This is a genomic window from Erwinia sp. 009765445 (assembly GCF_058137865.1).
The window spans coordinates 244,491-257,407 of record NZ_JBYUWC010000001.1 but is presented as its reverse complement, the minus strand read 5'-3'; the positions used below and the strand labels follow the sequence as shown (position 1 = coordinate 257,407).

Sequence of the window (12,917 nt, the reverse complement as noted above, 5' to 3'; positions counted from 1 at the left end):
TAGAACTATGACTGGAATGGCAACTGTCACTAAACTTGCTGGCGAAACCGTAGGGCAGGAGTTCCTGGTGTTCACACTGGGTGACGAAGAGTACGGTATTGATATTCTTAAGGTGCAGGAGATCCGCGGTTACGATCAGGTGACCCGCATCGCTAACACGCCTTCATTCATTAAAGGCGTCACTAACCTGCGCGGTGTTATCGTACCAATCATCGATCTGCGCATTAAGTTTGCTCAGCCGGATGTGGACTATAACGACAACACGGTGGTGATCGTGCTGAATCTTGAAGCGCGTGTGGTGGGTATAGTGGTGGATGGCGTGTCGGATGTGCTGTCACTGACGCACGAGCAAATCCGTCCTTCTCCGGAATTCGCGGTGACCATGTCCACCGAATATCTGACCGGTCTGGGTGCGCTCGGCGAGCGTATGCTGATCCTGGTGGATATTGAGAAGCTGCTGAACAGCGAAGAAATGGCGCTGATGGACACCCTGCGCAGCGCATAAGTGTTGTAGAAGGGACAAACGATTAAGGCCGATCGAGAGATCGGCCTTTGTATCCTTGCAGATCGTTGAAGTAATCATCCGTCATTGATATTTAAAGTAAAATATTTATCCACAAATTCTGATTCACGCCACATAAAGTTTCCGCTAAAACCTGCCGATAGATCCAGTGTTGAGCCACTTATACACACCAAGGGTCCATTATGTTCAAACGTATTAAGGTCGTCACCAGCCTGCTGTTAGTGATGCTGGTATTTGGTTCACTGCAGCTGCTGGCAGGGGGATTATTTATCAATGCGCTGACCGGCGATAAAAACAGCTTTTCCGTTGCCCAAAATTCGAGTGACAACATGTCGGCCTTTACGGACGCATTGATGGCTCTGAACCAAACCCGTATTGCTCTTAGCAGCGGCATGCTGCAGCTGCAGACTGAAAAATCAGACAGTGGCAGCAGTACTGCGCTGAGTGAGATTAACGGCACAGCGAAAAAAATGCTGGCCGCTGCGGATAAGTCTTTCGCACTGTACCAGGCAATTCCGGATACCAAAGGGATCGATCCGAAAATTGTCGAGCGTATGGAAAAAGATTACGACAGCTATGGCAAAGCTCTGACACAAATGCTGGCCCTGATGGACAGCAAGCAGCTGGATGAGATGGACAAACTGAATATTGAGCAGAAGCAGAATGATGTTCAGGAGGCTTACACCAGCTGGCGTGATGCACTGGGCGTGATCACCCGGCAGGGTGTGGTGGATAACCAGGCAGCGTACAGCAAAATGTTGTGGGTGATCGGCGCGGTGATGGTGCTGGTAATTGGCCTGATTGCGCTGTGCTGGATCGGCCTGCGCAGCATATTAATCAAACCGCTCCAGCAGAATATTGCGCACATCAGCCATATCGCCAGCGGCGATCTGACGCACAACATCAGCGTGGAAGGGCGCAACGAGATGACCCAGCTGGCAGCCAGTCTGCTGGAGATGCAGCAGGCTCTGGTGCGTACCGTCAGCGACGTGCGCGATGGCTCTGACGCCATATACACCGGGGCCAGTGAAATCGCCGCAGGTAACAACGACCTGTCAGCCCGTACCGAGCAGCAGGCTGCTTCGCTGGAGGAGACCGCTGCCAGCATGGAGCAGCTAACGGCCACCGTGAAGCAGAACGCCGAGAACGCCCGTCAGGCTTCCCAGCTGGCACTCAGTGCTTCTGAAACGGCTCTGAAAGGTGGCAAAGTGGTCGATGGAGTGGTGAAAACCATGAGCGATATTGCCGGGAGTTCGAAGAAAATTGCCGATATTACCAGCGTGATTGACGGCATTGCCTTCCAGACTAATATCCTGGCTCTGAACGCCGCCGTAGAAGCTGCGCGGGCCGGTGAGCAGGGCCGTGGGTTTGCTGTGGTCGCCGGTGAAGTGCGCAATCTGGCCCAGCGCAGCGCCCAGGCGGCGAAAGAGATCAAGAGCCTGATCGAAGACTCTGTGTCCCGCGTGGACAGCGGTTCAGTGCTGGTCGGCACGGCAGGTGAAACCATGAGCGATATCGTCAATGCGGTCACCCGCGTCACCGACATCATGGGCGAAATTGCCTCTGCGTCTGATGAACAGAGCCGTGGTATCGACCAGGTCGGCACTGCCGTAACGGAAATGGACCGCGTCACCCAGCAGAACGCCTCGCTGGTGGAAGAGTCCGCCACCGCTGCCGCCGCGCTGGAAGAGCAGGCCAGCCGTCTGACCCAGTCTGTTGCCGTGTTCCGCGTGCGCAAAGAACAGGGGATCAAACCTGCAGCGCCTGCAGTGCGTAAGACGGCTCAGCCAGTGATGCGCAAAGCCGCCGCAGCAGCGGTTGCAGACCAGGGTAACTGGGAAACCTTTTGAGTACTGAAAAGGCAGGGGACCAATCACTTCTCCCCCCTGCTGATGAGAGCTGCACGCATGCAGGGCCGGAATCGCTTCCACCCATGATGATGAGTTGCACTTCAGAATCCTCTTTCGCCCGGCAATCGGTGGATTCTGTGATAAAGATCCCGGTCAGACTGCCGATAACAGAGCCAATTGGCCCTGTACAGAGGTAGTTATGTTCAAGCGTGTAAAAGTTGTCACTGGCCTGGTATGCGTGCTGGTGTTATTTGCTGTTCTGCAGCTGGGTACCGGTGGGTTGTTTTTCCAGACGGTACACAGTGATAAAGAGAATTTTGCTTTCAACCAGCGCCTGCGCGTTTTGCAGCAGGCAATGGGTAGCTCGTGGATCTCGCTGGTTCAGGCCCGCAACACGCTGAACCGGGCCGGTATCCGCTATCTGCTGGATGCTAATCAGTCAGGTTCGGGCGCCACGGTGAAAGAGCTGCTGACCGAGGCGCAGAGCGACCTCGATCTGGCGGATAAATCGCTGGCGGTGTTCAATGCCAACATGTCGGAAAACGGTAAAACGGCAGAGAACGTGAAAGCGCTGCAGGCGAGTTATCTGCAGTTGCATGACGCGCTGTCTCAGCTGATTGGGATGATGCAAAACGGCCGATTTAACGACTTCGTTGCCCAGCCAACGCAGAGCTATCAGGACCACTTCGATAAAATCTACAACGAGTGGCTGGAAACCAATAACCAGCTGACGGCAAAAGGGATCCAGGCTAACCAGGATGCCTGGCAGCGTACTATATGGACGCTGCTGGGCGTGCTGCTGATCTTGCTGACGGTCATCGCTGTGGCGTGGCGCGGGATCTATAAAATCCTGCTGCGTCCGCTGAAAACCAACATCGACCATATCCGTCAAATCGCCAGTGGCGACCTGACCCAGTCGATTGAGGTGGATGGCCGCAACGAGATGACCCAACTGGCAGAAAGCCTGCGCGATATGCAGCAGTCCCTGGTGCGTACGGTCAGCGATGTTCGCGATGGCTCAGATGCGATCTATACCGGTGCCAGCGAAATCTCGGCCGGGAATAACGATCTCTCTTCGCGTACCGAGCAGCAGGCAGCCTCGCTGGAAGAGACCGCTGCCAGCATGGAGCAGTTAACCGCCACCGTGAAGCAGAACGCCGAGAACGCACGTCAGGCTTCTAAGCTGGCGCTCAGCGCTTCGGAAACCGCGCAGAGGGGCGGCAAAGTGGTGGATGGCGTGGTGAAAACCATGAACGACATCGCCGGAAGCTCCAAGAAAATTGCTGATATCACCAGCGTGATTGACGGCATTGCTTTCCAGACCAACATCCTCGCCCTGAACGCCGCCGTGGAGGCTGCGCGTGCCGGTGAACAGGGCCGAGGATTTGCTGTGGTGGCCGGGGAAGTACGTAACCTGGCGCAACGCAGTGCCCAGGCGGCAAAAGAGATTAAAGGCCTGATTGAAGACTCGGTGGCGCGAGTTGATACCGGCTCAGTGCTGGTGGAAAGCGCCGGTGAAACGATGGCGGATATCGTCAGTGCCGTGACCCGTGTGACCGACATTATGGGCGAAATCGCCTCGGCTTCTGACGAACAGAGCCGCGGCATCGATCAGGTAGGCACTGCCGTGACCGAGATGGACCGCGTCACCCAGCAGAACGCCTCGCTGGTGGAGGAGTCCGCTGCTGCTGCTGCCGCGCTGGAAGAACAGGCCAGCAGGTTGTCTCAGGCTGTCGCAGTGTTTCGCGTACGTAAAGAAAATGTCATCCAGGCCGTTAACAGCACTAAGAGCAATAAAAACGTCCTGCTGACACCTGCTGTTGCCCCGCGCAAAGCGCTGGCTGCACCGGTGTCCAGTGACAACTGGGAAACCTTTTAACACTATTTTTTTGCCGCCCGCGTTGGGCGGCAAAACCTGGAGACTTTGATGATCAGTCGGCTTCGCATTGCTACCACCATCATCTTTCTGCTCGGCCTGTTTTGTATCATGCAGATTGTTGGCAACGGTCTGTCATTTAACTCATTTCGTCTGGATGCCCGTAATCTGCACGACGTTGAAGTCAGCGGCAACCAGCGCGACGCGCTCGGTCAGACCTGGGCTGAGTTATTGAGCGCCCGCGTGACATTAAGTCGTGCCGGAACCCGCGCGGCACTGAGCCTGCCACGCGATCAGATAACAAGTTTGATGGCAAAGGCTCAGGAAGATCTGGATGCTGCCGATAATGCTTATAAGCAGTTCGAAGCTATCGGGGTGGTGACGCCGGAAGGCGCTCAGCTTAAGAAAGCGATAAAGGTCGAATATGACAATTACTCGCAGGAGCTGGCCCATCTGATTGTTTACCTGCAGAACTTCCAGCTGCAGGATTTTCTGGACTCTCCGACACAGGGTAAGCAGGACAAGTTTCAGGCTGAGTACAACCAGTGGATGGTGCATATCGACCAGCTGCGCCAGCACGCCAGCGAGGCAGGGCAGGGTTTTTACGCTCAGTCTAAGATTATTTTCATTGTCACCGTGGCGCTGTCACTGCTGGTGACAATGGCGGGTATGTGGTGGGTCAGAAAAGCGGTTATCGCGCCGCTGGCCCTGATGCGCGGACACTTTGAGCGCATCGCCTCGGGTAACCTGGCGGGGGAGATTACCGTTGAGGGGCGCAACGAACTGGGCCAGCTGTTTGCCAGTTTGCAGGCGATGCAGGCTTCTCTGGCGGGCACGGTCAGCAGCGTACGAGATGGCACGCATGCGATGCAAACCGGCATCCGGGAGATTGCGTCAGGCAACAATGATTTGTCGTCACGCACCGAGCAACAGGCAGCCTCGCTGGCGGAAACGGCAGCCAGCATGGAGCAGCTCACGGCCACGGTGACCGGTAATGCTGAGAATGCCCGCCAGGCTTCGCAGCTGGCCAGAGAGGCTTCCACCACCGCTCTTAAAGGCGGTGCGCTTACCAGCGACGTGGTGAACACCATGAGTGAGATTGCCCGCAGTTCGAAGAAGATTGGTGACATTACCGGCGTGATCGACGGCATCGCGTTCCAGACTAATATCCTGGCACTCAACGCTGCAGTTGAAGCGGCACGGGCCGGAGAACAGGGAAGAGGGTTTGCGGTGGTGGCCGGTGAAGTCCGCAATCTTGCACAGCGCAGCGCTCAGGCGGCCAAAGAAATTAAAGTGCTGATCGAAGAATCGGTCAGTCGTGTGGACCAGGGATCGGTTCAGGTGGCCTCAGCCGGTGAAACCATGGACGAAATTGTCCGCTCGGTGGCAAGGGTGAACGACATCATGGGCGAGATCGCCTCTGCCTCTGATGAGCAGCGTAGCGGCATCGAACAGGTTGCCCTCGCGGTCAGTCAGATGGACCAGGTCACGCAGCAGAACGCCGCGCTGGTAGAGGAAGCGGCAGCAGCAACGGAAGCACTTGAATCACAGGCCGATCATCTCACCGGGGCAGTGAGGAAGTTCTCGCTCGATGCAGACAAGCCGGAGCAGGTCGCCGTACAGGCATTCAGGGAAAATAACCTTGTTTTAACCCCTTAATCTGTACTTTGCAGGGTGGTATTACATGAAAAAATCGACGTTGTTAGCACCGCCCGAAAACGCAACGCTGCTGGCTCAGATGGTCCAGCGCCTGCCGTTATCGGATACGCATTTTAAGCGTATCAGTCAGTTGATTTATCAGCGGGCAGGTATCGTTCTCGCCGATCACAAGCGGGAAATGGTTTACAACCGCCTGGTGCGCAGGTTGCGGATGTTGGGCATCGACGATTTTGGTCGTTACCTTGCGCTGTTGGAAAACGATATTAACAGCCCGGAATGGCAGGCTTTTGTTAACTCACTGACCACCAACCTGACGGCATTTTTCCGTGAGGCGCACCACTTTCCGATTCTGGCAGATCATGCCAAACGTCGCAGTGGCAGCTTTAACGTCTGGTGTGCGGCGGCGTCAACTGGCGAGGAACCTTATTCCATTGCCATGACGCTGAGTGAAACGTTGGGTAGTGGACCGGGCAAGTACCAGGTTCACGCCACGGACATCGACACCCAGGTGCTGGAAAAAGCACTGGCTGGCGTATACCGGCAGGAGGAGCTTCGCACGCTGTCCCCACAGCAGCTGCAGCGCTTTTTCTTCCGCGGTACCGGCCCGCATTCAGGCATGGTTCGCGTGCGTCCGGAGCTGGCGAACTCGATCGCTTTTGCGCAGCTAAACCTGCTGGCGAACGACTGGGCGCTGCCCGGCCCGTTTGATGCGATTTTCTGTCGCAACGTGATGATCTATTTCGATAAAGAGACACAAGAGAAGATTCTGCGGCGTTTTGTACCGCTGCTGAAACCCGGAGGCATTTTGTTTGCCGGGCATTCGGAGAACTTCAGCCAGATTAGCAAAGAGTTTTATCTGCGCGGCCAGACGGTCTACGGACTGACTAAGGATAGATAATGGGCAAAATCAGAGTGTTATGTGTTGACGATTCCGCACTGATGCGTCAGCTGATGACGGAAATCATCAACAGTCATTCGGACATGGAAATGGTTGCCTCCGCACCCGATCCACTGGTGGCAAGGGATTTAATTAAAGAATTCAATCCTGATGTGCTGACGCTGGATGTTGAAATGCCGCGGATGGACGGACTGGATTTTCTGGAAAAACTGATGCGGTTGCGTCCGATGCCGGTGGTGATGGTCTCCTCACTGACCGGGAAAGGATCGGAAGTGACGCTGCGGGCGCTGGAGCTGGGTGCGGTGGACTTTGTCACCAAACCTTCTCTGGGCATTCGCGAGGGCATGCTGGCCTACAGCCAGATGATTGCCGATAAGGTTCGCGCGGCTTCCAGAGCCAAACTGCACGCCCGTGGGCCAATGCCTGCACCGGTGATGCTGAAAGCCGGACCGCTGCTGAGTAGTGAGAAACTGATTGCGATTGGCGCCTCAACCGGTGGTACCGAAGCCATCAGGCATGTGCTGCAGCCTCTACCGGCAACCAGCCCGGCGCTGCTGATCACTCAGCATATGCCACCAGGCTTTACCCGCTCGTTTGCCGAGCGACTGAACAAGCTGTGCCAGATCACGGTGAAAGAGGCAGAAGATGGTGAGCGTATCTTACCAGGCCATGCCTATATCGCCCCTGGCGCGATGCATCTGGAGCTGTCCCGAAGCGGGGCCAACTACCAGGTAAAACTGAATGAAGGGCCGCCGGTGAACCGTCATAAGCCGTCGGTGGACGTGTTGTTCAAATCAGTGGCGCAGTATGCGGGCCGTAACGCCGTTGGGGTGATCCTGACCGGCATGGGCAACGATGGGGCGGCAGGCCTGCTGGCAATGAACAAGGCCGGGGCCTGGACCATCGCGCAGAACGAAGCGAGCTGTGTGGTCTTTGGCATGCCCCGTGAGGCCATCGCCCTCGGGGGAGCCAGTGAAGTGGTGGATCTCCACCAAATCAGTCAGCACATGCTGGCAAAAATTAGCGCCGGACAGGCATTACGTATCTAACGCAGCGCCCGTCCCGCGGGGCTACAAAAAACAGGAGTAAGTATGGCTGATAAAAATATGCGGTTTCTGGTGGTCGACGACTTTAACACCATGCGTCGCATCGTCCGGAACCTGTTGAAAGAACTCGGCTTCAACAACGTTGAAGAAGCAGAAGACGGTGTTGATGCACTGACCAAGCTGCGCGCGGGGGGGTACGACTTCGTGATCTCCGACTGGAACATGCCCAACATGGACGGCCTGGAACTGCTGCAGACCATTCGTGCCGACGGCACGCTGGGCAAGCTGCCGGTGCTGATGGTGACGGCAGAAGCGAAGAAAGAGAACATTATTGCGGCTGCTCAGGCGGGTGCCAGTGGCTATGTTGTTAAACCTTTTACTGCTGCCACCCTTGAAGAGAAGTTAGGTAAGATCTTCGAAAAACTGGGTATGTAAGGAGCCGAGATGAGCGAACTTCCGAAACCGAGTGTTGATGCGGATCCGGCGCACGACATTATCTCCCGAATTGGTTCGCTGACGCGGATGCTGCGCGACAGCCTGCGTGAGCTGGGACTGGATCAGGCCATTGCTGAAGCGGCGGAAGCCATTCCCGACGCCCGCGATCGCCTGGATTACGTTGTGCAAATGACCGCTCAGGCGGCCGAACGTGCTCTGAACTGCGTGGAGGCTGCGCAACCACGTCAGACACTGATGGAAGATGGAGCGAAGGCGCTGAAAGGGCGCTGGGATGAGTGGTTTGAAAATCCCATCGAACTGGCAGATGCCCGCTCTCTGGTTTCGGATACCCGTGGTTATCTGGAATCCGTGCCGGGGCACACTGGCTTTACCAATGCCCAGCTGATGGAAATCATGATGGCACAGGATTTCCAGGACCTCACCGGGCAGGTGATCAAACGCATGATGGATGTGATCCAGGAAATTGAGCGCCAGCTGCTGATGGTGTTACTGGAGAACATGCCGGAACAGCCCGTGCGTCCGAAAAAGGATGCTGACAGCCTGCTCAACGGCCCACAGATCAACGGTACCGCGCCTGGCGTCGTGGCAAACCAGGATCAGGTCGATGACCTGCTGGACAGCCTCGGGTTCTGATTCTGGCGGTGCACATAACTTGTTCGGGGTGAATAAATTTGCCGCATGAAGGCTAAACCAATCAGTTGTAAGGGGGGAATTTATTCCGCCCATGTTGAGAACGTGCCCTTCGAATAATCAAGCCGCCAGGTCGGGATTCCCCCCGGCCTGGCGGCTTGCCGTCTCTGTTTTTCACCATCCGTTAAATAACCCCCTTTTTACGTGTTTACTCGCGGCATTATCCCTGCGCCAATTTGTCATGCTAGCTGAAAATTCCGTACTGAAGGTTAATTGCCGTGGCCGGGGACAGCGAAGAGGAAAAGACCGAAGCCGCAACCCCCCACCGACTTGAGAAAGCACGAGAGGAAGGACAAATCCCGCGTTCGCGCGAACTGACCTCCGTGCTGATGTTGGTGGCGGGACTGAGTATTTTGTGGATCGGTGGCGGATCTCTGGCACAGAAAGTCGGCTCGCTGCTGGCTCAGGGCCTCAACTTCAATCATTCGGTGGTGAGCGACACCAGCCAGATGCTGCGTCTGATCAGCAATCTGTTAATGCAGGCCGTGTTTGCGCTGTTGCCGATGATGGCCGGTCTGGTACTGGTGGCGATTGCTGCGCCAATGCTGCTCGGCGGGGTGGTGATCAGTGGCAAAGCGATCAAGGTCGACTTTGGCAAAATGAACCCGCTGAAGGGATTAGCGAAACTGGTGTCGGCGCAGACGGCGGCTGAACTGCTGAAATCGGTACTGAAAGCGATTCTGGTAGGTATCGTCACCTGGCTAAATATCCGCCATCACTGGCCGGATATGCTCAGGCTGATAAGCGAATCACCTTACACCGCGCTGGCCAGCTCACTCAATATGATCGCCCTGAGCTGCATCCTGGTGGTGTTTGGCCTGATGCCAATGGTGGGCTTTGACGTGTTCTGGCAGCTGTACAGCTACTTCAAAGGGCTGCGGATGACCCGCCAGGACATTCGTGATGAATACAAACAGCAGGAAGGTGACCCGCACGTTAAAGGGCGTATTCGCCAGCAAATGCGAGCCGCAGCACGCCGCCGCATGATGGCCGATGTGCCGAAAGCCGACGTGATTGTCACCAACCCGACGCACTATTCTGTCGCCCTGCAGTATGACGAGCGCAAAATGAGCGCGCCGAAAGTGGTGGCGAAAGGGGCAGGTGAAATCGCCCTGCGTATCCGTGAACTGGGTAAAGAACACCGGATCCCTGTTTTAGAAGCGCCGCCGCTGGCGCGTGCATTGTACCGACACAGTGAAATTGGCCAGCATATTCCGGGAACGTTATATGCGGCTGTTGCTGAAGTCCTGGCCTGGGTCTGGCAGCTCCGTCGATGGAAGCTTGAGGGCGGCCTGGCTCCGAAAAAACCTGCTAATTTACCCGTGCCGGAAGCACTGGACTTTAGCCCACGAGAAGAAGACTGATGGCGAATCTGGCCGCTTTATTACGGTTACCCAATGTTAAAGATACCCAATGGCAGGTAATGGCCGGGCCGGTGTTGATCCTGATGATTTTGTCGATGATGGTGCTGCCGCTGCCGGCCTTCATCCTTGATCTGCTGTTCACCTTTAACATCGCGTTGTCGATTATGATCCTGCTGGTGGCGATGTTCACCCAGCGGACACTGGAGTTCGCCGCTTTCCCGACCATTCTGCTGTTCTCAACGCTGCTGCGCCTGGCGCTGAACGTCGCCTCAACCCGTATCATTCTGATGGAAGGGCATACCGGTGCCGGTGCGGCTGGTCACGTGGTGGAAGCCTTCGGTCACTTCCTGGTCGGCGGTAATTTCGCCATCGGTATCGTGGTGTTTATTATCCTGGTGATCATTAACTTTATGGTGATTACCAAGGGTGCTGGCCGTATCGCCGAAGTGGGCGCGCGTTTCGTGCTCGACGGGATGCCCGGTAAACAGATGGCGATTGACGCCGACCTGAACGCCGGACTGATTGGCGAAGATGAAGCGAAAAAGCGCCGTTCTGAAGTGACTCAGGAAGCTGACTTCTACGGTTCAATGGACGGTGCGAGTAAATTCGTTCGCGGAGACGCCATCGCCGGGATCATGATTATGGTGATCAACGTGATCGGCGGTCTGTTGGTGGGCGTTATTCAGCATGGAATGGACGTTGGCCACGCGGCAGAAAGCTACACCCTGTTGACCATCGGTGATGGTCTGGTGGCGCAGATCCCGGCACTGGTAATCTCTACCGCAGCCGGTGTTATCGTGACCCGCGTCAGCACCGACCAGGACGTTGGCGAGCAGATGGTGACCCAACTGTTCAAAAATCCGCGCGTGATGATGCTGAGCGCTGGCGTACTGGGGATGCTGGGGATGGTGCCGGGGATGCCGAACTTCGTGTTCCTGCTGTTCACTGCCGCACTGCTCGGGCTGGCCTGGTATATCCGCGGGAAAGAAAGTAAGCCGAAAGCCGAACCGCAGAGCAGCCTGGTGAAAACCGCTGAAACGCCGGCGAACGTTGAAGCCTCCTGGACCGACGTGCAGCTGGAAGATTCTCTGGGGATGGAAGTGGGTTACCGGCTGATCCCGATGGTGGATCATATGCAGGACGGCGAGCTGCTGGGACGCATCCGCAGCATCCGTAAGAAGTTCGCCCAGGAGATGGGCTTCCTGCCGCCGGTGGTGCATATCCGTGACAATATGGATCTGCCGCCTGCCCGCTACCGTATTCTGATGAAAGGAGTCGAAATTGGCAGCGGGGATGCCTATCCTGGCCGCTGGATGGCGATCAATCCGGGCACGGCCGCCGGAACTCTGCCTGGCGAGGCGACCATTGATCCGGCCTTCGGACTGGCTGCCATCTGGATCGACAGCGCGCTGAAAGAGCAGGCACAAATTCAGGGCTTCACCGTGGTGGAAGCCAGTACCGTGGTGGCTACTCACCTCAACCACCTGATTGGTCAGTACGCCAGCGATTTGTTCGGTCGTCAGGAAGCACAGCAGCTGCTGGACCGTGTGACCCAGGAGATGCCGAAGCTGACCGAAGATTTGATCCCCGGCGTGATTACCCTGACCACGCTGCACAAAGTCTTGCAGAACCTGCTGTCTGAGCGCGTTTCTATCCGTGATATGCGTACCATTATCGAAACGCTGGCGGAACACGCTTCCGTACAGACTGACCCACAGGAACTGACAGCGGTAGTGCGTGTGGCGCTGGGGCGTGCGATCACTCAGCAGTGGTTCCCTGGCAACGGCGAAGTGCAGGTTATCGGGCTGGATACCACGCTGGAACGTCTGCTGCTGCAGGCTCTGCAGGGCGGTGGCGGTCTGGAACCTGGCCTGGCAGACCGCCTGCTGGCACAGACTCAGGGCGCACTGGCTCATCAGGAGTCGCTGGGCGCGCCGCCGGTGCTGCTGGTTAACCATCCGCTTCGTGCGCTGCTGGCCCGCTTCCTGCGTCGCAACCTGCCGCAGCTGATGGTGATCTCTAATCTGGAACTGACCGATAACCGTCAAATCCGCATGACGTCAACTATTGGTGGAAACTGATGAGGCAGGCACTGCTGTTCCTGCTTTGTCTGCCCGGTCTGGCATTGGCCGGAGGAGCCTGGCAGGCCAGCGGCACCGGCCCGGGATTACAGAATCGGGGCATGCAGGCGTTCTCTCCGGCACTCAGCGCACCGGAAGCGGTGCAGGGGGCAATGACGCAGATCTCCTGGCGTTACACGTTGACCGGTCCGGCACCTTCCGGGCTGATTGTTCACCTCTGCGCGCAGAGCCGTTGTGTGGTTCTTGAGGGAGCCAGCGGCAGTACGCGCGGGCTGACTAACGTTAACGCAGCGGAGAATCTGCATTTTGTGTATGGCGTACAGGGGAAGGGGAAGCTGCCGCGAGCACTGCGGGTGCTCAGTAACGAAGTGATGGTGAACTACCAATAAGGTTGGCGTATGTGGCCGGAGTCAATTTCGGTGTGGGCGGAGTGAATTCCGCCCTGCGAACATGCCCGCTTAAACTGTGGTGAAT

The 12,917-nt window shown here is 56.6% G+C and carries 11 protein-coding genes; all 11 read left to right on the top strand.

Going from position 1 to position 12,917, the window contains the following annotated elements:
• The first annotated feature begins 7 nt into the window (after nucleotides 1-7).
• The 11 genes from cheW to flhE all read left to right on the top strand — a co-directional run bounded on the left by cheW (nucleotide 8) and on the right by flhE (nucleotide 12,832).
• Nucleotides 8-505, top strand: coding sequence for a chemotaxis protein CheW (gene cheW, locus AC3Y5R_RS01155; RefSeq protein ID WP_489919783.1), 498 nt, complete (start codon nucleotides 8-10; stop codon nucleotides 503-505).
• Between the two features lie 200 nt (nucleotides 506-705).
• Complete coding sequence (locus tag AC3Y5R_RS01150) at nucleotides 706-2,373, top strand: methyl-accepting chemotaxis protein (RefSeq protein WP_489919782.1); 1,668 nt, start codon at nucleotides 706-708, stop codon at nucleotides 2,371-2,373.
• A 199-nt stretch (nucleotides 2,374-2,572) separates the two neighbouring features.
• The gene (locus AC3Y5R_RS01145; RefSeq protein ID WP_489919781.1) at nucleotides 2,573-4,252 is read left to right on the top strand and encodes a methyl-accepting chemotaxis protein; all 1,680 of its coding nucleotides are present in this window, start codon (nucleotides 2,573-2,575) and stop codon (nucleotides 4,250-4,252) included.
• 48 nt (nucleotides 4,253-4,300) lie between these two features.
• A complete protein-coding gene (locus tag AC3Y5R_RS01140; protein WP_489919780.1) occupies nucleotides 4,301-5,908 on the top strand; it encodes a methyl-accepting chemotaxis protein in 1,608 nt (535 codons plus the stop codon).
• Between the two features lie 25 nt (nucleotides 5,909-5,933).
• Nucleotides 5,934-6,806 carry a protein-glutamate O-methyltransferase CheR gene (gene cheR / locus AC3Y5R_RS01135; protein ID WP_489919779.1) on the top strand — a complete coding sequence of 291 codons (873 nt, stop codon included), beginning with the start codon at nucleotides 5,934-5,936 and terminating at the stop codon, nucleotides 6,804-6,806.
• Nucleotides 6,806-7,855 (top strand): protein-glutamate methylesterase/protein-glutamine glutaminase, encoded by a 1,050-nt coding sequence (locus AC3Y5R_RS01130; RefSeq protein ID WP_158784807.1) that lies wholly within the window; start codon nucleotides 6,806-6,808, stop codon nucleotides 7,853-7,855. Before cheR ends, AC3Y5R_RS01130 begins: the two co-directional genes overlap by 1 nt.
• A gap of 42 nt (nucleotides 7,856-7,897) precedes the next feature.
• Nucleotides 7,898-8,287, top strand: a complete 390-nt coding sequence (gene cheY, locus AC3Y5R_RS01125; RefSeq protein WP_489919778.1) for a chemotaxis response regulator CheY — start codon at nucleotides 7,898-7,900, stop codon at nucleotides 8,285-8,287.
• A gap of 9 nt (nucleotides 8,288-8,296) precedes the next feature.
• Nucleotides 8,297-8,941 (top strand): protein phosphatase CheZ, encoded by a 645-nt coding sequence (gene cheZ / locus AC3Y5R_RS01120; RefSeq protein WP_489919777.1) that lies wholly within the window; start codon nucleotides 8,297-8,299, stop codon nucleotides 8,939-8,941.
• Nucleotides 8,942-9,216: 275 nt separating this feature from the next.
• Nucleotides 9,217-10,362, top strand: coding sequence for a flagellar biosynthesis protein FlhB (flhB, locus tag AC3Y5R_RS01115; RefSeq protein ID WP_489919776.1), 1,146 nt, complete (start codon nucleotides 9,217-9,219; stop codon nucleotides 10,360-10,362).
• Nucleotides 10,362-12,443 carry a flagellar biosynthesis protein FlhA gene (gene flhA / locus AC3Y5R_RS01110; protein WP_158784811.1) on the top strand — a complete coding sequence of 694 codons (2,082 nt, stop codon included), beginning with the start codon at nucleotides 10,362-10,364 and terminating at the stop codon, nucleotides 12,441-12,443. The genes flhB and flhA overlap by 1 nt, the downstream gene beginning before the upstream one ends.
• Complete coding sequence (gene flhE / locus AC3Y5R_RS01105) at nucleotides 12,443-12,832, top strand: flagellar protein FlhE (protein ID WP_489919775.1); 390 nt, start codon at nucleotides 12,443-12,445, stop codon at nucleotides 12,830-12,832. The genes flhA and flhE overlap by 1 nt, the downstream gene beginning before the upstream one ends.
• The last annotated feature ends 85 nt before the right edge of the window (nucleotides 12,833-12,917 follow it).